Source organism: Ruegeria sp. F11 (assembly GCF_056533855.1).
Window position 1 is genome coordinate 183915 of sequence record NZ_JBQFOW010000008.1, and the last position, 21030, is coordinate 204944.

The 21030-nt window shown below is 55.1% G+C and carries 14 protein-coding genes and 1 pseudogene; 10 read left to right on the forward strand and 5 right to left on the reverse strand.

Features of this window, described 5'->3' with window-relative positions; all coding sequences use genetic code 11:
• Positions 1 to 153 precede the first annotated feature (153 nt).
• Positions 154 to 882 (reverse strand): alpha/beta fold hydrolase, encoded by a 729-nt coding sequence (locus ACR0NJ_RS12600; RefSeq protein WP_480817484.1) that lies wholly within the window; start codon positions 880 to 882, stop codon positions 154 to 156.
• A gap of 47 nt (positions 883 to 929) precedes the next feature.
• Between ACR0NJ_RS12600 and ACR0NJ_RS12605 the strand changes: the two genes are divergently transcribed.
• Both ACR0NJ_RS12605 and ACR0NJ_RS12610 read left to right on the forward strand, forming a co-directional pair.
• Positions 930 to 2594 (forward strand): FAD-dependent oxidoreductase, encoded by a 1665-nt coding sequence (locus ACR0NJ_RS12605; RefSeq protein ID WP_480817485.1) that lies wholly within the window; start codon positions 930 to 932, stop codon positions 2592 to 2594.
• 712 nt (positions 2595 to 3306) lie between these two features.
• Positions 3307 to 4341, forward strand: coding sequence for a lipase family protein (locus tag ACR0NJ_RS12610; RefSeq protein WP_480817486.1), 1035 nt, complete (start codon positions 3307 to 3309; stop codon positions 4339 to 4341).
• Between the two features lie 378 nt (positions 4342 to 4719).
• Here ACR0NJ_RS12610 and ACR0NJ_RS12615 read toward each other — a convergent pair whose 3' ends face one another.
• Both ACR0NJ_RS12615 and ACR0NJ_RS12620 read right to left on the reverse strand, forming a co-directional pair.
• Positions 4720 to 4965, reverse strand: a complete 246-nt coding sequence (locus ACR0NJ_RS12615) for a glycine zipper 2TM domain-containing protein (RefSeq protein WP_480817487.1) — start codon at positions 4963 to 4965, stop codon at positions 4720 to 4722.
• 381 nt (positions 4966 to 5346) lie between these two features.
• Positions 5347 to 5964 (reverse strand): TetR/AcrR family transcriptional regulator, encoded by a 618-nt coding sequence (locus ACR0NJ_RS12620; protein WP_480817488.1) that lies wholly within the window; start codon positions 5962 to 5964, stop codon positions 5347 to 5349.
• A 166-nt stretch (positions 5965 to 6130) separates the two neighbouring features.
• On the opposite strand from ACR0NJ_RS12620, the gene ACR0NJ_RS12625 reads away from it, so the two are divergent.
• The 6 genes from ACR0NJ_RS12625 to ACR0NJ_RS12650 all read left to right on the forward strand — a co-directional run bounded on the left by ACR0NJ_RS12625 (position 6131) and on the right by ACR0NJ_RS12650 (position 15010).
• Positions 6131 to 7213 carry an efflux RND transporter periplasmic adaptor subunit gene (locus ACR0NJ_RS12625; protein ID WP_480817489.1) on the forward strand — a complete coding sequence of 361 codons (1083 nt, stop codon included), beginning with the start codon at positions 6131 to 6133 and terminating at the stop codon, positions 7211 to 7213.
• A gap of 3 nt (positions 7214 to 7216) precedes the next feature.
• The gene (locus ACR0NJ_RS12630; RefSeq protein WP_480817490.1) at positions 7217 to 10345 is read left to right on the forward strand and encodes an efflux RND transporter permease subunit; all 3129 of its coding nucleotides are present in this window, start codon (positions 7217 to 7219) and stop codon (positions 10343 to 10345) included.
• Positions 10342 to 10761 (forward strand): DUF2141 domain-containing protein, encoded by a 420-nt coding sequence (locus tag ACR0NJ_RS12635; RefSeq protein WP_480817491.1) that lies wholly within the window; start codon positions 10342 to 10344, stop codon positions 10759 to 10761. The genes ACR0NJ_RS12630 and ACR0NJ_RS12635 overlap by 4 nt, the downstream gene beginning before the upstream one ends.
• Before the next feature lie 6 nt (positions 10762 to 10767).
• Positions 10768 to 11616, forward strand: coding sequence for an ABC transporter six-transmembrane domain-containing protein (locus tag ACR0NJ_RS12640; RefSeq protein WP_480817492.1), 849 nt, complete (start codon positions 10768 to 10770; stop codon positions 11614 to 11616).
• Between the two features lie 156 nt (positions 11617 to 11772).
• Positions 11773 to 11934: a hypothetical protein gene (locus ACR0NJ_RS12645; RefSeq protein ID WP_480817493.1), complete on the forward strand. Its 162-nt coding sequence runs from the start codon at positions 11773 to 11775 to the stop codon at positions 11932 to 11934.
• Positions 11935 to 12169: 235 nt separating this feature from the next.
• Positions 12170 to 15010, forward strand: a complete 2841-nt coding sequence (locus ACR0NJ_RS12650; protein ID WP_480817494.1) for an autotransporter outer membrane beta-barrel domain-containing protein — start codon at positions 12170 to 12172, stop codon at positions 15008 to 15010.
• 242 nt (positions 15011 to 15252) lie between these two features.
• On the opposite strand, the pseudogene ACR0NJ_RS12655 reads toward ACR0NJ_RS12650, so the two are convergent.
• A pseudogene (locus ACR0NJ_RS12655) lies at positions 15253 to 15411 on the reverse strand (IS6 family transposase); the annotation flags it as partial.
• A 379-nt stretch (positions 15412 to 15790) separates the two neighbouring features.
• Between ACR0NJ_RS12655 and ACR0NJ_RS12660 the strand changes: the two are divergent.
• Together ACR0NJ_RS12660 and ACR0NJ_RS12665 are read left to right on the forward strand one after the other, a co-directional pair.
• Positions 15791 to 18427, forward strand: coding sequence for an AsmA family protein (locus tag ACR0NJ_RS12660; protein WP_480817495.1), 2637 nt, complete (start codon positions 15791 to 15793; stop codon positions 18425 to 18427).
• Between the two features lie 124 nt (positions 18428 to 18551).
• Entirely contained in the window at positions 18552 to 19787 is a 1236-nt protein-coding gene (locus ACR0NJ_RS12665) for a metallophosphoesterase (RefSeq protein ID WP_480817496.1), read from the forward strand.
• A 535-nt stretch (positions 19788 to 20322) separates the two neighbouring features.
• Here ACR0NJ_RS12665 and ACR0NJ_RS12670 read toward each other — a convergent pair.
• Positions 20323 to 20961: a DsbA family protein gene (locus tag ACR0NJ_RS12670; RefSeq protein WP_480817497.1), complete on the reverse strand. Its 639-nt coding sequence runs from the start codon at positions 20959 to 20961 to the stop codon at positions 20323 to 20325.
• Positions 20962 to 21030: the final 69 nt, after the last annotated feature.

Here is a 21030-nt window from a genome sequence, read left to right on the forward strand (position 1 = left end):
CGGAAATAGCTGACGGGTGACGCTCGGCATTTGGACCGCTATTTCCCGACCTCGAATTCGACCGGAAGCGCATCAACTTTGGCCAATGTCGTACTGATCGGCCCAGCGCAGGCGGCTGCTAGTTCCAGCCCGTCAACGATGCTGGAAAGCGAACTAACGGTTCCAATGATGTTTTAAGTGTGCCGCGAAAGCATCCGGGCGTTCGCAAATACCCCAATGCCCCACGCCCTTTTCATCTGCCAAAGAGATGCTCCAACGATCGCAAAACGTCTTTGCAAACTTGATCGGTACAAATGGATCATCAGCGCCCCACATGACCAATCCTCGATCGGCGATGCCGGAAAAATCCGCTGACCACTCTGCCGGATTTTTGGCCGAGCGATAAAGCTTAAGAATGGCGCGTTTCATGTGGTTGTCGATACGTGGGGCTTCGTGATCAGCGATGGTTTCGGGCATGCCCGCAGCAACTAGTTGCTGATGGAACTTCTTCGTGCTGCCAAGTGCCATCATGAGCTCACCCAAAATCGGCGTCTGCCATTTCCGAGCCAGGGAATGCCACTCATAGCTGGGTTCCGGCACCGCGTTCACGACGGTCCAGGTCCTGACCGCCTCTGGGTTCTGTTGCGCTGCCATGGCGCTGAGGGGGGCTCCCCAGTCGTGGCCCACGATATCAACCGGTCCATGTGAAGCTGCGGCCTCTACCAATGTCTGGCTCACCCAAGCAAGGTAAGCCTCTTTGGTTGCGGCAAACCCGCTTGGTGTCGCTCCATCGAAGCCGGGCAGCGTGGGCGCGAGGAACTCTTCCTCGGCTAACCCGAGGGCCTTGATCAGAGAGCCCCACATGTATCCCGTATCCGGCACTCCATGGACAAATAGCTTCATAACATCATTCCTTTGAAACGGCTGAGAAAGTGAACACGCGAGAATGCGTGATTGCAAGCATCTGCGTTTCGTGCTTGCCCCACACTGCAGCTATCGCCACCTCGGCCTGCGCCAATCTGTTTGTAATTTGGGTTATCCCTGATCGCATGGGCAAAATTTCCCAAGACATGTCAGATCTGTTCCGGCAAGATGACGTAGGGGAAGTGTTGGGGGCGCCTATGCTTGATAAGGATCGCGTTGATACCAAAATTTTTGCATCGAACACGGACTACGACCTTGTGGTCGTCGGTGCCGGAATTGCAGGTTTGAACGCCCTAAACGCAGCATGTGAGTATCTTCCCAAGACAGCGCGGGTTCTGTTGCTTGACGAAAAGGATAAGGCGGGTGGCATGTGGAACACCGCCTATGACTACGTGCGCTTGCATCAACCGCATCCGATGTTCACGGTCGGTAATCTGAAATGGAACTGGCGCAAGCCGCGTCATTATCTGGCAGCACGGGACGAGGTGCGGGATCACCTGGTCGGTGCCCTGAACGCGGTTCGTGAACGCGTTTCGCTGACTACAGAGTTCGGCCAAACCGTAAGCCGTTGTGAAGAGGTAACGACAGACCAGGGGCCGCTCGCAGAGATAGACTACCACCCGGCAGGCGCGGAAGCGGGTAAAAAGACCGTACGTACGAAAAGGGCGATACATGCGCCGGGCCTGAACTACGCTTTGGCGGAGCCCTTGTCGCTTTCCAGTCAGAAAATTGTTTCGATTATTCCGCAGGACTTGCGCAAAACACTGGCAGATCACCCCAAGGCGCAGGTTTACGTGATCGGCGGCGGCAAGACCGGAATGGATACGATCCTGGCGGCACTTGCCGAAAATCCCGAACGAAGCGTCACCCTGATCAATGGTCGGGGAACCAACTTCATCAACCGGACAAAGTATATCCCGACTGGTCTTAAGCGGTGGACCTCCGGTGAATTGGTGTCACGCCTGTTTCGCGACGTTGCGCTACATTTCGACGGAGAAAACGAAGATCATACGCTCGCCCACCTGCGCGCTGAGCATTCAACGGATCCACACACAAAAAACGGCGTGTTTCTTTACGGACTTCAGTCGGAAGATGAGCACGAAAGGATCCAAAACGGCGTGGAGGCAATTCACTGTGATTATCTGACGGATGTCGTGGATACATCGACCGGCCCCGAAATGAGTTTGCGCGGCGGCAAGAGTGTTGCGGTTCAAGAAGGCAGTATTTTTGTGAATTGCACCGGCAGCTTTTTCCGCGCTCAGACATTTGCTATTGAGAGGCCACTGGTATCGCCAAACGATTGCATTTTGTCGATCAACCCACGCAACGCTTTTCACTTCCTTACAAGCGTCTCGGGGTTCTTCGTAACGCACCTGCTTTATCGAAACCAACTGCGTGGCCAGGGTTTCTATGCTCTTGATCTAGAAGCGCTGTTTCGGGAAAACCGAAACGCCTGGGTCGGGGCGTCCGCGGCACAGGCCTATATGAACCAAGTGATTGCGGTGCAAACCCTGCCGCTTATGCTCCTGGATCGTTGCGGGCTTGATCTGGACCGCTGGTACCCCCTGCCCCGCCGCATGGCAGGTTTACTGCGAATGAAAGCAAGCGCAGCAAAAGACATAGCGCATTGTCGCGACGCGTTAGATCGCGTTGCAGATCGATTTGGTATCGAAGCCGGCCCTGTTCGGTAACGATCATGACGTGGTGCGTCCTTGGCAAAACGCGGATACACTATCACAGACCTGTACAGAGTATTCTTAGCAGTAGATAACGTTATCCCATTTCGGACCGTCGATGTCTCTTCGGATGATGCGGGGCTGCCGTTTTAAGCTGTCATTCGCGGCCATTGCGCAACTCATATTGCCCGCGATGTAGACCCGCGGCCTAATGCGAGCCTTTGCTGCAGTCGCGCGAAAGACCGGAAACAGGTCAGAGCAAAGAAAAAAGCGATCCGAGTGATATACAGCTTGCTAGGGTCCCGACAGGCCCCACACGCATTTATTCGATGTCACTTATTCTTTGACACGTCCCAGTGGTCGCGAGTGCGTCGGCTCATGACCAAAATTTGCCAGACATTGATTTCGTCACCATTTGCAGACTTGGGACGGCGCGCGCATCCAAGGTAAATGTGAAGGTTTATGAAGCGATCTATGCCGGTGCGACCTTCGCCCAGCAGCTTAGAAACCGCAGTATTGAGTTCTGCGAATAAATTCGGGACGATATCAACTCCAACGCTATATTCCGAGCGAAACTGGGCCCACTTTGCCCCGCTTCGCACCAACATAATTGAGGCTGACCGATGCCAGGACCTCACTTTTCTCTCCGCGTAGACGGAATTTTGTCGGCCGAACATGGCGCTAAAGAAATGTGGCACAGTCTTTGCCTTAAACCTGTGAGGCCGTCATGAATCAGCCGCTGTCCTGGCCCGACGCTTTGGCCGCGATGAACGCCTGTGTTTGCGCGTACCAAATCCGCCGGGCGACCACCGCTCCGGGTTCACAGGCTCCAATCCTGCGCAGTGAGACACGCGGCGATGGCGACCGGGCCTTCGTATATGATGTGATGCCCGTTTTTCAGGATGCAGCCGGTTTCACTGCACCGAGCAAGACCTACACGCCCGCCTTTGAAGCCTGCGGCGCCGACGATATTGACGCTGCTCTGATCGGGACCCTTACGGGTGATCGCGCGGTGCTCGCCCTGCGCGGCACGTTATCACCCAATCTGAAGCGAAACGACGTTATCGGGTGGATCAGAGATTGGCTCCAGGATGCCGAGGCCAAACCTGAACCCTGGTCTTTTGGGGGTCAAGGGGCCGATGACGCCGAAACCGGATTTGCAACCGCCACTATGCGTCTGTGGCCGTGGATCGAAAGAGAACTTGGGCCGCGCGTCCCCTCGCTTTCGGGCGGACTGGTGATTACAGGGCACAGCAAAGGCGGAGCGATGACCTTTCTGGTCGCCTCGCTCGTCCGAGCGAAATGGCCCGATCTTCCGATTGTGGTTTACGCTATCGCGCCGCCTGTTGCTGGCAACACCGGGTTTGCACGGGCCTACGATGCGTGCGGGCTCAGCCAGGTGACGCACAGAATTCAAGTGATCCGAGATGCCGTTCCTTACCTGCCGCGCTGGGATCGCGCGGATATTTGGGAGGCACTTAAACCTTCAGGGGTTCTGGAACGCGTCGGCTGGGACCTGGTCGCACGGCTTGCGAGTGACCTAACAGGCAAAGGCTATTCCGCTGTCGGCAACTCCATCGTCGTTACCGACGACCAAGGATCTGTCTCTTACGGGATCGAAGCTGTCCGCACATCACTGGCAGCAGTTGCGACCGCGCTAGAGGCGAAGGACTATGAAGCGGTCGCGGCGGCACATTCAAGCGTCTCCAGCTATCTTCGGATGATGAAAACAGCGGCAAAAAAAGGCGGGTCAATTGTCTGAGCAATCCGAATGAAGAGAGCAAGAGGTATGGCCAGTTGGACCGTCTGGCCACAGGGCACCGGTTTGTACGCCACGGATTTACAGATGCTCAACGCTGAATTGCGACCTCAACCAGCGTGGGTTTTCAGTTGGGAACGAAATCCGTTCTAGGCTGTCCTGTCATTGGGAGCACAGTTCGGCATCGCGGCGTGGAGCTTGAGGACGCGCCAACTGAAATCCAGTGGCTCCAGGCCGCCTTGGCAGACGGCCCGAAACCGACTTTGAGTGCTCGAATTAGATGCAGCACCGCAACTCGCGAAAAGAGACATTCGCTGCAGTTGCGACGTTCTAATCCTGAAGAACTTTCGGAACGCGAGTGAAGCCTTCGACTACAAGTCGTCAGTGACAGACTGCTTGACCTGCATACATCCCAAGGCCAGCGCCAGCCGCCGTAGACAGGGTCTTGCCCGTACCGCCACCGAAGCGGTTCCCGACAACTCCTCCAAGGGCAGCCCCACCCAGAACACCCGCTGCACACCGAGCATCATGCTGTACCTGAGCCTGCGTCGGCGTTGTTGGCGCTCCGCATGCAGCCAACAGCAATGAACCACCAAGAATGCTGGTCAACACTATCTTTTTCATCATGATCGCCTCTCAATTTGGCAAATGTGTTACCCTGTTAGGTGGTTCGTGAGGGGTTTTCGTACAAGGCTTCAGCCTCCAAGTTAAGAAATGTTAACCTATGGCCCCTTGCTCAACCCTATTTGGTGAGAAGTTGGCAAGCGAACATAAGAGGCTGGCGTTTGATCAATTCTCCTATAACGATTTCTACTACAAGCCCGAGGCAGTGAAGGCCGCAACAGATACCGTGGAGGAGTTCCTCAACAGACAGAAATTTGACATAGGTTACGGCGTGGCCTCTGCCGAACCATCCCAAAGCGGAGCTTTGCCGTCCGCGCGAATGCCGCAGTGCGACACTTCCCTAGCTGACTGTCATGAGTTTCAAGCCAATACGCAATGCAAGTATTACTGACGCACCAGAAGAGAACTCAGGATAAAATCCTCAACGCACCCGATGATCCTGGTCATTGGTGTTTCTGACAGAACACTACGATAGGCACTGCCCTCCAGAACCTCTATCACCAGTTGTGATGCTTGAAGAGGATCAGGAACAGCGCGCAAGTCACCGCCTGTTATCCCTCGCCTCACAACGGTTTCCAGCGCATCGGTCAAGCTAGAGCGGTTCTCGACAAACAACTGCGCGATGTCCGGCTGGCGAACGGCTTCGCTCGAAATCTCCAATGTGAGAATAACGTTTTCAGGCGCAGCCAGGTATTTGGCATAGGCCCTGATGAACTTTTTCAACACCTTGGGCGTGGGCGCTTTGGTGTTTAGAATTTTCAGAAACGGCTCCATCTCGCGGCGTTCGAGCATTGCGATTTCCACAAGCACATCATGTTTGCCACGAAAATGGTTGTAGAGGTTTCCAAGGCTGACGCCCGCCCGGGTTGCGATGTCGCGGACACCTGTCTGATGATAGCCGCGCTCAAGGAAACACATAACTGCGGCCTCCAAAATCTGGTTACGCCGCTTGGCCGTTGCCTTTTCCCGGATTGAACCTGGCTTTTGGCTGTCTTTGGTCATTTTCACATTTAATATTGAACGAACGATCGTTCATAGTATATGAAATTCTACCGCACTCTACAAGGTGCGATGGATTCGGCGGCATAGGAAAAACAAGACTGTGACAGACAAAACTTTGGAAACCAGGCAAAGGCCCGCCCGACGGTGGCTCTGGATTGGTGTATCAGTGGCGCTGTTTGTCGCAGTCGTCATGCTGTTGTTCGACACCGAAGATACAATTGATGTTCAGGCTACGAACACCGAACCGCCTCCCCCGACTGTATCTTTCGTCCGCGTTGCACCGGAAACCGTGCAAGCGCAGGTAACGGCGTTCGCCGAAGTTCGGCCTCGGTGGGATGCCGAGCTGCGATCTGCCGTGTCCGGGCGTATCACCGCAGTACACCCCGCCGCTTTGGCCGGGGCGCAGGTGGAACGGGGTGACCCATTGTTTTCAGTCGAAAACGCGCCTTATCAGAGCACCGTTGCGGAAGCCGAGATGGCGCTTGAGCAAGCGAAACTGGCATTGTTGCGCGCGCAGAACAACGTAACCGTTGCGCAACGCCAGTTCGACCGGGATGAAACAGAACCGCCGAACGAACTGGCTGTGAACCTGCCGCAATTGCGCATCGCTGAAAAATCCGTTGCGGCGGCACAGGCACGCCTGAATGCGGCGCAAAATGAACTGAGGGACGCAGAAGTTGTTGCCCCGTTTTCGGGTTTTGTTACCCATCGTTTTGCCAGCCTCGGCCAGACGGTTAACCCAGGCGATGCTCTGATACATCTTTCGGACGACCGGCAATTCGAACTGGTTGCCGAATTCAGTCAAGCGGATTGGACGCTTCTGGATCATCCGATCTCTGGCGTTACGGCTGATCTGACACAGCGCTCGGGCGAAGAGTTGGGGCAGGCCCAAGTCCGGCGTGGAGGCGGTTTCCTGGATCAAGACACGCGACAGGTGCGGGTCTTTTTGGACGTCACACATCCCGATGACGGCATTCTCGCCAGAGATTTCGTGCAGGTTCACATTCCCGGACGCCGGATCACAGACACCGTGACCCTACCGGAAAGCGCCCTGACCCGTGCAGGGTACATATGGCTTGTTGATAACAAGGACCATCTGCAGAGGCTCAGCCCGAACATCCTGTTCCGCAGCGAAGGTACAGTCACAGTCATGGCCCCCGATGGGAATGGCCCGTGGCGCGTGGCCAGAACACCTCTGGCTTCGTTTCTGCCCGGTCAGCGAGTAACGCCGCAATCGGATGGGGGATGAGCCATGCACACGCTGACATCCTGGTTTATCCGCAATCCGGTCGCGGCCAATCTGATGATGGCGTTAATCCTTTTCCTAGGCGTGCAGACGCTGCTGAACATTCGGATCGAAGGCTTCCCGCGTATTCCGCCAGAAAGCGTCACAATCGCTATCGAGTTTCCTGACGCTACGGCCGAACAGGTCGATGAATTGGTGACCCAAAAAGTCGAGCAGGCGCTTGAAGGCTTGGAGGGCGTGCGTAGCGTGACCTCCCAATCCCAAAATGATCTGAGTGTGGTGACTGTGCGTCGCGCAGGTGGCCAGAAACTTCAAGCTGTTCTGGACCGGGTCCGTATTCGGATCGACGGGTTGACCGATCTGCCCGAAACCGCGCGACGCCCTGTGATAGAAGCGTCGGGTTTCGATTTTCCCGCGCTGTATCTAAACCTTTACGGTGAAACGGACCCGGCCACATTGCAGAGCCTGGCGCAACGTCTGAAAGAAGAACTACTGGCGGAACCGGAACTGTCCCGGCTGCAAATCTGGGGTCTGATCCCCCGGGAATTGCGCATCGAAATCGACCCGGCGCTGTTGCGCCATTATGGCCTGACCGTTTCGGATGTAACTCGCGCCATCGAAGGGAATTCACTGGTCTTTCAGGCAGGCCGTCTTCGGACCGAGGGCGGCACGATTTATCTGCGAGCCGATGACAGGGCGAAATACGTGCCGGAATACGCTGCCCTGCCTGTCATTGAACGCAGAGACGGGTCTTTTGTTCCTTTGGGCGATATTGCCAAAATCGAGGACGGGTTTCAGGACGGCGAGTACCTGTTCCGCCTGAACGGCAAGCCGACCGTGGGGATGGAGGTTCTGGTCGGGCAGAAAGAGAACCTGCTTGAAATCAGCGATGTTGTGCGCAGCACGGTGGATGAGTTCAGCCGCCAGTTGCCTTCGCAGGTTCAGGTTGAGGTCTGGGGCGACAGTGCTGGTTACATCTCGGACCGCCTGGCGCTGTTGCGGTCGAACGGGGTGCAGGGGTTGATCCTTGTCACCCTGATGCTGTCGGTGTTCTTGAACGTTAGGTTGGCCTTCTGGGTCGCTATGGGTATTCCGGTTTCGGTCATGGGGGCGATTGCGGTCTCGGGCTCGAAATGGGTGGACTATTCGCTGAACGATGTCACCACGTTTGGCCTGATCATCGCTTTGGGCATTCTAGTCGATGACGCCGTAGTGGTCGGCGAGAGCGTTTTCGAGGAGCGTCGCAAGGGCAAGGCTCCAATCAAGGACACCGAGCGCGGCGTGCATCGCGTGGCGGTTGCGACCGTCTTTGGCGTGCTGACCACAATCGCGGCTTTCTTCCCAATGCTGCTGATCGACAATCCGCTGGGCAAGGTGCTGGCAGGGTTCGCAGGCATCGTGATCCTGACGCTGATCTTCTCACTGATCGAAAGCAAATTCATCCTGCCCGCCCATCTGGCGCAGGTTTCTATGAGGCAAGAGCGTCGGTATCTGCTGACCCGCCTGTGGGGCCGGGTACAGGATGCTGCGCAGCGCGGGTTGGACTGGGTTCGGGACCGCCTCTACCAGCCTCTGCTCGTTGCGGCCATACGACAGCGATACGCCGTGCTGATCCTGTTCATTGCCGCTGCAACGCTGGGGCTTGGCCTGATGTACAAGGGTAAGGTCAGGACGGTGTTCTTTCCCGAGGTGCCCGGTCAGATCATCACGATGAATCTGGAGATGGACGCCCGCGCGCCCTTCCCTCTGACCCGCTCGAACGTGAACCGGATCGAAGCCGTATTGAACGGCCTGAACGCCGAGCTTGCCGCGGACTCGGGTATGGCCAGGCCGCCCGTTCAGACGGTGTTTGCCATCATCAACAGCGCAGGAAGCGCGCAAATATACGCCGAACTGATCCCGGTGGCCGAACGCCCCGACGTTCCGATCCTCACTGTGGTCCGTGAATGGCGCGACCGGGTTGGCGCGGTCGAAGGTGCAACCGAGCTGGAGTTTACCGGGTCGGAAACACTCGCCGGTGGGTTTCGCATCCGGTTGGCATCAAAAGATGAAGACTTGCTGCAACAAGCCAGCGCCGAGATGAAAGACTTCCTGTCGAACATCAAGGGCGTGGCGAATGTGCGGGATGGCCTGGCGGGCGGTCAGCCCGAACTGAAACTCCGCCTGCGCCCGGATGCGCGGCACCTTGGATTCAACGCCGAGGCCTTGGCCAGACAAATTGGCTATGGGTTTGGCGGGGCCGAGGTGACCAAGGTCAGACGCGATGGATCCGAAGTCCGCGTGGTCGTGCAGAACGCGCGGGAAAACCGCGATACGTTGGCCGATCTGATGCAGACTCAGTTGCGCAGCGCGTCCGGCGCCTGGGTGCCGCTTGAGACGGTGGCTGAAATCGAAGGCACCTACACTTCTGGCACCATCGATCGTCGTGACGGAAAGCGCATGAATATCGTGGCCGCGTCCATCGACCGTGATCGTGTCGCCCCCGAAGAGGTTGGTCAGGCGGTGTTCGAGCAACTGGTCCCGAAACTGCGAGCCAAATATCCCAGTGTAACAGTCCTGCCTGCTGGCGAACTGGAAGAGATGGCGGATATCAGCGATGGCCTGAAACGTGCGCTGCTGCTTGCGGCAGTTCTGATCTATGTGCTGATGGCCGTGCCGCTGAAAAGCTATTGGCAACCCTTTGTCATTCTGGCCATTGTCCCCTTTGGCTTTATCGCGGCCGCCGTCGGGCACCTGATCATGGATGTCTCGCTGTCGCTGTTTTCGTTCTTCGGCATGCTGGCTCTGACCGGTGTGATCGTGAACGACAGTCTGGTCATGATCACCCGTTACAACCAGGGGCGAGAGGAAGGTCAGCCCGTGGATCTGGCGCTGAAAAGCGCAGGCGTCGGACGTTTCAAGGCGATCTTTCTGACCACTGCAACGACGGTGATTGGTCTGCTTCCTTTGCTGACCGAAACCTCTGAGCAGGCGCAGTATCTGATCCCTGCGGCAATCTCTCTGGCCTTTGGCGAACTCTTCGGCACCGCCTTGATGCTGCTGCTGGTGCCGGTGCTGATCGCCATCACCGAAGATGTTCTCGGCGTTTTCAAGCCATCCCTTCCGCGGTTTTCTGAAGAAAGGACAAAGACATGACACGGACCCTTCTGGCTCCGGCATTCACCCTGATGGCGCTGGCGACACCTGCCGCTGCAGATGGTCTGAATGTCACCGTCGACGGCATCCGCAATGCCAAAGGAAACATCGTGATCCTCGTGTTTGATGACGCCCGCGCCTTTGACAGCCTGGATGTCTGGGGTGCCATCGACTATGCCCAGATTCCGTCGCGCAAAGGCAGTGTCAGCCATGAGTTCGCCAATCTGAACGCGGGCCCCTACGCAGTGCTGCTGTTTCACGATGAAAACAAGGACGAAGACCTGAACATGACTGCGACGAAACTGTTGGAGGGCTTGGGTTCGACAGGTGCCCCAAACCCAGAGGATGAACCCGATTTCAAGGCCGCCTCGGTCTGGCCGGGCGATGTCCGCGTTCGCATTCACTATGATCAGTAGTGCACCATGTTGGCAGATCGAAAACTGACAATCGGCGCGCTTCTGAGCGTGTTTAGCTGGCGGGTGGGACTCACGTGGTTTTTGATCCTGGCGGAAACGGCACTGACCGTGTTGATCCCGCTTTTCATCGGCTTCGCCATAGATGGATTGCTTAGAGCAGAGTTTCAGTCCTTTCTGCACTTAGGTGCCATCATGATCATTCTAACACTGATCAGCGTGATCCGCCGGATTTACGATACACGTGTGTACGGAACGATCCGAGTTGAATTGGGCAAGGCGTTAGCTTCCCGGTTTTCGAACCTGCCGGTTTCATCGCTGAACGCCCGGATCGGAATGGGGCGCGAACTGGCCGACTTTCTGGAAGAGGTGTTACCCAACGCGATTGCCGGGGTTGTACAGTTCGTTGTTTCGGCGGTTTTGCTGTTCTACTTTTCGCCAATTCTGGCTCTTTCAGCCTGCGGAGTTCTGGTCGGAATGGTATCCGTCTACGTCTTGTTTCACTCGACATTTTGGCACTGGAACCGGGCACTGAACCAGCAAATGGAGCATCAGGTCAGTCTTCTGGAAAACCGCAAAGAACGCCCCGTTCTGGTACATCTGAAAAGACTGCGCAAATATGAAGTGAAGCTCTCGGATACCGAAGCGTTCTTATATGGCACGATTTTCATCCTTCTGATCGGTCTGATCCTGTTCAACCTTTGGTTCGCGACGCAAAACCTGGATGCGACACCTGGAATGCTCTTTTCGATTGTCAGCTATTCGTGGGAATTTGCCGAAGCTGCGCTTGCTTTGCCGGCCACGTTCCAATCGTGGTCACGGCTGTCCGAAATCACGACCCGTTTGCAGGGCGGTTGATCAGATTTTGCAAGCCATAAATTGTGTGGCGCGGTTTATGAAATCAGGCACTGACGACCCAGAGCGAACCCTCTATGCCTTTTCGGATGCTGCAGTGTGGCCCTTCTGAGCCACCATTCGTCGCAAGCTGTCTTTGGTCACTTTTGACGCAATCTGATGACAACCGTGAAAAAACCTTCGATCCGCCTTTGCACCCAAGATTTGCAAAGACCTCTGGTCACTCCATTGACTGCAATTGGCGTTGCAGTCCTGGTCACTGTTCAGGAAGAACGCGGCGGAAATACAACACTTGAAAACCCATGTGCGGCAGAAAGCTGATGATTAAAATGTTAATTTGACGACTGTCAGAGAAGGCGCAATCTCCCCAACTAGTCTTTCAATATTTTGCGCGGGTGACACGTATATGGCGATCAAGAGCAGGCAAGGTTTTGGCATCAGTTTTCCGGCAGTTTTTGGCCTGGCTAGCCTAATACAGCCAACCCAAGCAGATGCGCAGAGTGTTTGTCTGGACCATCGCGCCCCAGGTGATCCGGTTAATACGGTCCCTTGTGTTGTGCCCAGCGGAACAACTCTTGGACGTGTTGAATCCACCGGCGACGGTTCGACTATTCTGATTGAAGGGGACGTGACCGGCGGCGTTGTCAGCTTTGGGAACAATTCCGGTGTGACCAATAACGGGGGCGGTGGGTTTTTCATCGCCACAAGGGGCGACGACTCGGACATCGTGAATAAGAGCAGCACATTCCCGTTTCGGTTTCCCGACCTGAGCACCATTGGCGCGGGCTCGGACATCACCAATTCCGGAACCGTAAACGAAATAGCGATCAACGGGGATGGCAGCACAATCAACAACTCGGGCATTTCGGGGAATGTACGGCTCGGATCTCGGGATGGCGTTCTGACGAACACCGGCAACCTCGCCAGCAATTCCTTTAATGTCATCAACATCACAGGCACGAACGCGCGGTTTATCAATCAGGGAACCGCTGGCTTCACCGTTGTCGGCGGCGACAACATCACGATCAGCAATTCCGGTACGCTGTCCGAGATCATCTCGATCCCCGTGGGGCAAAACCTGCGGATCGAAAACTCTGACACGATCACCGGCGATATTGATCTGGACAACATCGGGACCGTGATCGAAAACACCGGCACAATAGGTGGGTTTGTTTCCCAGAGCCGCAGCGACTTTGTTCTGAATAACTTTGGGAATATAGGCGGCAGCGTCACCGCGTCCGGGGCCAACTCGCACGTGACAAATACTCAATCCGTTGGCAGTTTCATCACGGTGCAGGGAGACAACTCCAGCATCTTCAACTCGGGCACAGCCACGCAGTTGATCAGCCAGGGCGACGCTTCGTCAATCGAGAACGAAGGTACCGTAAACAGCATCGTCACATTCGGGGACAACTCGTTGATCACGAATGCAGGTGTTGTAAACAGCTTCATTACGACCAGCGGCCAAAACGCAGGAGTCGTGAATTCGGGCACTGTTGCCCAGACTGTCAGCACAAGTTCAGCGAATTCCGACATCGTGAACACAGGTGTCATCAACCTGAATGTTCTGACCTTCGCGACCGGCTCGGACATCACGAACCTCAACACCATAGGCGGCAGCATCCTTGCGGCCGGAAATGACGCAGTCATAACCAATCAGGGCCTGATCGGCGCAAACCTTCGCAGCTTTAGCGACAACGCGCAGGTTATCAACTCCGGCGACGTCACCGACCAAATTGAAATCCGGGGGGTGGGGTCGCGAATTGTCAATTCCGGCAGCGCCAACGACATCCTTGTCGAGGCTCGGGCAATGGGGGCCAGCGTACAGAACTCAGGCACAATTGCAGATGATATCTTTGTTGAGGCGGATAGTGTTTCCGTCACCAACTCTGGTACTGTGGGTGGCGCAATTGAGATGACGGCAAACAACGCCAGCATCGCCAATTCCGGCCAGGTTGCCGCGCTGGTGGCAGATGGTTCAGGTTCCACAATCACCAACGCAGGGACAGTATCCGGGCTGGTCCGGGCGGATGGGACAGGCGCGCGCTTTGCCAACACCGGGCGCGCAGGATCATTTGTTGGTGCGGGCAGCAACACGTCAATCGATAACGCAGGTCAGATTGATCTGATCGGCACGTCCGGCGACAATGTTCGCGTCGTGAATTCGGGTTCAGTTGGGTCCGGCAACGCTGGCGATGGCATCGAATTTCTGGGGGCAAATGCCTATCTGGAACTTCGCAGGGGATCGGTGATCGAGGGTCAGATTGCCTTTCAGGGCAGCGGAACGCAGACACTGTCACTCGGCGATCTTGGTGAGATAAACTATACCTTCAATGGTGCCCCGAACCAAATCGTGACCAATGGTGCCCCGTTTGTTCTGTCCGGCAACCGGCTTTCTGTGTTCAACACAACGGCGCTGTCCACGCAAGACGAACAGCTTGCCGATCTGGTCGGCGGGATTTCCTCGGTTCTGGACAGCAGGTTTCAAAGCCTCAGATCGTCCGGCGAGCCTACGGCCACACGCACGCGCCCGGTCTTCAACTTTGTCGAACCCCAAGACGGGCAATCTGTTTGGCTGGACACGTTCGGTTCATACCGTGATCAGGACGCGGATGGTCAGGTTGCCGAAAACACGCAATGGGTCGGGGGGCTTATCGCAGGTATCGACCCGGTCAATATCGCCGGATTGGAAGCGGGTTTCTTTCTCGGCGGCTCGCGCGGCGGCGTTAATGCCGATGACGTATCGCAATCTGTAGACAGCAAAAGCTTCTTTCTGGGGTCCTATGCTTCTGCCCATTGGGGCCGTTCAATTGTCGATATGTCGTTTACGGTTGGTTACTCCGACTTCGATCAGGAAAGGCAGGCGGCCAACAACACCGTCGCTGGGGGTACCGAGACTATCTCGGCAAATTTCGATGGCTGGTTTGTATCCCCTGCCGTGTCAGTGACAAAGCCAGCGCAAATAGCCGGGCATGCGATCGAAGGAAGTTTTGGTGTGCAATACGCTGGCCTGTTTCTGGACAGCTATACCGAGACCGGAACAACCTCGCCGCAAACCATCGAAAGCCGCGCGGTTCACGTGGGCGTGGCCCGCCTGAAGATCGCTGCGCCGAAACAGAAGATCACTGGTGACGGGTCGATATTGACCTATCGTGTGCAAGCTGGGCTCGACGCGCGGACGAATTTTGGTGGCGACAGCATTGATGGGGTTTTGCTTGGCCAGAACATTAATTTCAACACCGGCGGCGACAACAATACCTTGGGTGGCTTCGTAAACGTGTCCGGAGAATACCAGACGCAAAACGGGGTGATTGTCAGCGCCGGAACAGAAGCCATTTTTGAAGCGTCTGGTTCCTATCAATTGTCTGGCCGAGTTGGACTGGAATTCAGGTTTTAATGGCACGGCTGAAGGATCGTTGACAGCGCGGTGCCGTCAGACGAATTCGAACCAGTCTCAGTTTGCGGCGGAAATCGCGAACCGACCCGGAACAGAGTTGACGCCCCTCAGAAAGAGCGGCGGTGCGCTTCGGCTTGAAGGTGTCGCGGCAAGCGAGCGATCTTTCCTGGTCGAAGTGGTTACATACGGAGGAATGAGCGACGGCGAATTTCCGACGAGAACATCGGGCCGAAACAATTCTAGTAATAGCGGACAGTTTCCTGGCTCATTTCGATGCCACGCTCGTGCAAAAGGTCTTCCACGTTACTCAGAGATAGAGGGAAGCGAACGTACGGCATCACAGTCGAACTGATGATCGCTGGACTGGTTTTAATGTACTCGAATGGCAACCGCATACTCATGGATCGTGACTACAAAAGCCCCCTGCCCACCTCAACCCAAGCTCTTCTGACAAGACCTGTCAAAGACCAAGCGATCTGAGCTGCTTGCCCTCAGAGTGCCGGGCTCGACAGGCTCGTCCATGGCGGTTTCCTCTGGGCAAACGACCTGACGTGCCGAGCCGTCAATCACCTCGGCCGGATTGTAATCCAGCTTGATCGACTAACTCGGTCCCGTCCCCCCCATTCTTTGCCCAGTCCGGCCACGAAACGTTCAGCCATTCAAATGCGACGATTTCTAACAAAGCTCAATTTAGTTTCTTCACACAACGCAGTTCGGTACCCTCTTAGTGCAGACGTTTTCAAGGACGCAGGCGATGTGCGCCAAATGTGGTGGGATGCTATGAGGGTGATCTTGCGAAAAACAGGACGTGCAGCGTTACTCGCCGTTCTTGTTGTCGTGCTGTTTTGGTCCGTTTTAGCTTTGCCTGTTTTCTCTGGGTTTCGAACCCCGATTTTGGAAAAGATGCTCTCAGAACAAATCGGCCAGACGGTGTATATTGAAGGTGATGTCAGCATCATTCTGGGGGCAACAAGCCACGTTCGCGCAACCGACGTAGAAGTGCCCAGCGAGGCCATTGAAAATGTGAATCTGGCGACCTTGAACGTCCTGGAGTTGGAATTGAACCTGCCCGCGTTGATGTCCGGTCAGATTGATATCGACAACCTGGTTATCGATGGCCTGAAAGTTCGAATGCTGACCGACACGGACGGGAACCAAAGCTGGGTCGCGAACGATCGGCCTGAAGTCAGTACGACAGCGTTGGGAATACAGAACGAAACGGATGGTATTCTGGAGTTCCTGAGCGACAAAACAGCTGCATTCACGTCGGTCGCGCTGATCGTCGATAACGAAACAACGGGCTTCAAGTTCGATTTCAGACTGACGGACCTGCACTTGAACCAATTAGGTGATGATGCAGGCGCAACGGTGACAAGCCATGGAACTGTAAACGGGCAGAGCTTTCAGATCGAAGGCGACTATCCACGAGGGCAACCATTCACAACAAATGCGAATTTCGGTGCGATGAAACTTGATTTCAACGGCAACCCGATCTCAGCGGAAAATGGTGGCGGCTTCGAAGGCAGACTGACTTTGGATACCGGCGAGATCGGCGATCTATTGGACCTTCTCCGACTCGATCGCGAAATTGAAGGTCAGGCAACGTTGTCGGCCGAAATACACAACCAGAACCCAAAGTTGAAAATCACGGATTTCAGCACGGCTTTGAACCTTTCAAACGGCCAATTGCTGACAGCGGAAGGCTCGGTCGAAGATCTGATCGGTTTTGAAGGTATCGATCTGGCAATTGACGGGCGCTTCTATCCGCAGGGCGATCCGCCTGAAACGGCTACCGACCTAAAGGATTTGAAGCTCACCAACCTTTCGACCCAGATCGTCGGTACGGAAAATGCGCTGGAGTTTCAGAACCTGACCCTCACAACAAATGCGTTTGACAACGAGTTGAAGCAGATCGGTCCGGTTCGTTTTGGCCGCCTGTTTCGTGCTGATAATGGGAACCTCACGCTGGAAAACATCGCGCTGCAGGCAGGACCGCAGGATCAGCCCTACTTTACGGCCAAAGGCGACATCAAAGACCTGTTGCGCCTGAAAGAGATCAACTTTGACGGCACGATGTCGATCCCGTCTTCCTTGTTTTTTCGAGACCCTAGCGCAAAGTCGCTTGGCGGCGTCGAAGGCAGCTTTTCTGTAGACGATCTTCAAGGGTTCCTCAGTCTCAACCAGTTCGATGCGCACACGGTTGATACCGAGATTTGGGAGCTGAGCACCCGGGCTAAACTCGGGAACGTCAATGACTTTGAAAACCTGTCCTTCGATTTCAATCTGGACATCAAAGACAGCGCGCAATTCCTGGCGGCCATTGGCCAGAAAGCGGTCAACACCGGACCGTTAACGGTCAGCCTGTCCGCGGGCGGAGAACAAGACGACTTCTCAAGTGCAATTGCGCTGGTATCCGGCAGCTCGGAGTTGAGCGCCAACCTAAAGACGTCCACTGCTGGCACCCGCGCCCTGACACAAGGCAAGATTGCCAGCCAAAGCATCGCATTGCAGGACATCAAAAACGCTGTCGCCGTTGTTTCACGCATCGCGACAAGCTTTCGCCAACCGGGCACTCGGGGTGCAAACCGCAGCGGGCCGAATGGGAAACCTACCGACCTCATTGAGGCAGAAGATTTCCTGCTCGATCAGGATGTCGATGTGTCCATTGACATCAAGAAAATCGAGGGCGAAGAGGCAATAACCAGTTTATCCAGCCACCTGAAAGCAAAGAACGGCCTTGCCCAGCTTGGGCCCGTCGAGGTTGCTTATGATGGCGGTCATTTCTCTGCCACCGCAAAAATGAACATGGTCAAGAGCCCTCAGTTGCTTTCACTTCAGGGTACGATAAGGGATTGGAATCTGGCGACGCTGTTCAAAGAGTTCGATACCAAATATTCGGCTGTCGGGCGGCTGCATGGAAATTTTGAAATTACCGGAAACAGGCGCTCGGCAGATGCCTATATTAACTCGATGAAAGGCTCGGCATCTATCGTGATGTCAGATGGCGGAATATCAACCAGTCTTCTCGAACTGTCCGGACTTGGCATCTTTCCATGGTTGATTTCCGAAGAGTTAAGAAAAGGGTACAGCAAGATCACGTGCCTCGCCGCGCCGATCAAAATCAATGCCGGCGACGTTTCATTCAGCTCGTTTGTTGCAGAGACCCAAAAGGTACAGCTTGTGGCCCATGGCGATCTGGATTGGATCAAAGACACGATTTCAATTCAGGCTGAGGCCCGAAAACTGGGCAAGCCTTTGTCGCGGAGCGCATGGCCATTCGAAGTCGTCGGGACGCTGACGCATCCGAGAATTAAGCTTCTTCATCACAACATTTTCCAAAGGCGCGCGGATGGAGCTACTGAGTTCCCCGAACACCGAAAGTCCTGCGTCCCGGATATCAATCAGCTGAGACAATAGGTGCCATCTCCGATGTCATGAATTGAGTTTCTTTTGTTCCGCTTACGTCAGCAAAGTTTGATATTCACTGGACTTACAGAGCCCCGCCCCTAAGCTTGCAGCATTTTCGGAAAGAGGGGCCGGTATGTTGACGAGAACCGCTTTACTCGTTTTTGCGGCATGGGTTTGGCTGTGTTTCACGGTTTTGTCTTCCAAAGCTGACGTGCTGCATCATTGGGTCCAACTCGGACCGGATAATCAGATCATTGTAAGAGCAATCACTGCATCGCCTGACTGCCCCTTGTTGCAAATCGATGATCAGGCTGTTGCGATGAAAAAGCGAGCGATGCCACAGGACCAGTTTCCCCATTTGGTTTGCGACTACCACGCGCCAAAACTGGCTCAGAAGATAATGCTTGAAGGAAACCCACTACCGACGCTAAATCCAAGCGTGCAACGGATTGCCGTAATCGGGGATACCGGGTGCCGAATTCGCGGCAACAGAGTCCAGAATTGCTATGATCCAGCCGCCTGGCCGTTGAATTCCATCCTCGAGGAGATCGCGTCCAGATCGCCAGATCTGGTTATCCATGTTGGTGACTACGTTTATCGGGCATCGGAATGCCCGGACGCAGAAAAATGCGGCGGGTCTCCTTTTGGCGACACCTTCAAATCCTGGTCGGCAGACTGGCTGGAACCGGCGGACAGTCTGTTCCGGCGCGTCCCCTTTCTTTTCCTGAGGGGCAATCACGAGAACTGTGGACGCGGCGACAATGGGTGGTTCCGGTATTTCGAATCCGGGCCCGTTCCCTCGAGTTGTCCCGCTGTAACCTTGCCGTGGATAGCTTCCGTAGATGGTCTTGATCTGATTTCATTCGACTCCTCCGCCGGACCGGCGCCACATAGCAGCCCCGACCTAACAAATGTCTACCGAGGAATGGCCCAAGACCTGTTTGAAACAACCAGCCGCGACGCTTGGTTTCTCACGCACCGTCCGCTTTGGGTAAACATGCACGCGTTCGGAGAGCTGATTGATGGTGACGACACGCAGCGAGCGGCGTTCAGCGGGATCATTCCGGAAACAGTCAACCTTGTTTTGTCAGGCCACATTCACGCCTTTCAGGCGATCGACATACTGGAAGGGCCAGTCCAGGGGATAAGCGGCAATGGAGGAACCCAGCTTGATCCCATGCCCGCCGATCTTGCTACCAACGTTGAAGTTGCTGGTAGCCTGGCAAGCACCGTCGTGAGCAACAGCGATTTCGGCTTCATGATGTTGACGCTGGAAACAGATGGCAGCTGGTCGATGGACGCAATCAATGCGGAAGGAAAAACCCAAAGTCGATGTCGTCTTGTTAAGCATACGCTTTCCTGCGAGTGAAATCATGCCGAGTAAGGTTCAAAAGCCCTCGTAATCTACTTTGGGTACTTCGGTACTTCGACTTGAATAGTTGTGGTCAGCGCGGTCCGCGCCGCATCAAACTGCGGCACGTCTAGTTCTGATAGCACCATGTCCAAAACTCACCACAACAAGCCTTTGTGGTCGCTAAAGAAAGTGTGCATGCTCCTAGGGACAAAGTTAACAACTCGCGTTTCTCGGCCCGTTCGCGAAGTTAGAAGAGCAGTGTCAGCCAGCCGACATTCTCTGTAGAAACCGCCGTGCCCGTCTGAACCGCGCACTACGTTTGGGACGAACCCTTCGGCCTTTTAGTATCGGATAGTATCAACTTTGAGCCCAGACCGGGCGGCGGCTTCAGAGATGCGCATGACGAAAAACCTCCCACAGACCGGCAGATACCGGCCTTGAGTAGCTCCAGGTCAAGAAGAAATCCGAGAAAAAAGTCCCGGTCCAAAGCTGAACTTTAAACGGGCAATAGGACACTGCAGTCCGCAGTTGAGACCTTAGCTGGGTTCTCTCAATCCACCGCCGGATTGGTCCATTTTGATGGCGCGAATGGCTGCGAAAGCGCGCGTTCGACCAGTTCAAGGTGATCCTGTCCATAAAACGGATCACCATCGACAAGATATGTTGGTGATCCAAAAACGTTTTGCTCTCTTGCCCAGGCCGAATTTGCATGCAGCTTATTTTGAATCGAACCGGACGCGGCCAGTTCCAGCAAGCTTTCCGCATCATGCCCCAGGTTTGTTGCTATCCCTTTAAGCGTCGGGCGGGATGACAGGTCGGCATCGTCGCGCCAATGTGCTTCAAGTAGACTATGCGCCATGCTGTCTGCTTCCGGGCCCCTATCCCCAAGAGCGAGGATCATGCCAGAAGCCAGGCTGTAATCTGCATCATGATGGGTCGGTCGAAATTTTACCACAGGAACACCTCGGTACTCTGCCCACCGCTCGATCTCACGGCCAAAAAAGTAGTCCACATGCGCCTGTGTTCGCGCCGCAAATGGAAGACTTCCTTGTGCTTCAACTACAGGGGACAACAAAACAGGTTTATGGATCAGGGTGACGTGATGCCTAGAACAGATGTCACTCAATTTCCTAGAGCCCAGATACGCGAAGGCAGAGTGTGCCGAGTAGATGTATTCAATGACAGACATCTTTCTATCATGAGGGCTCTTCTGCGAGATTTCTAGAGCGCCACAGCCCATACCGGTCAATGACCTTCG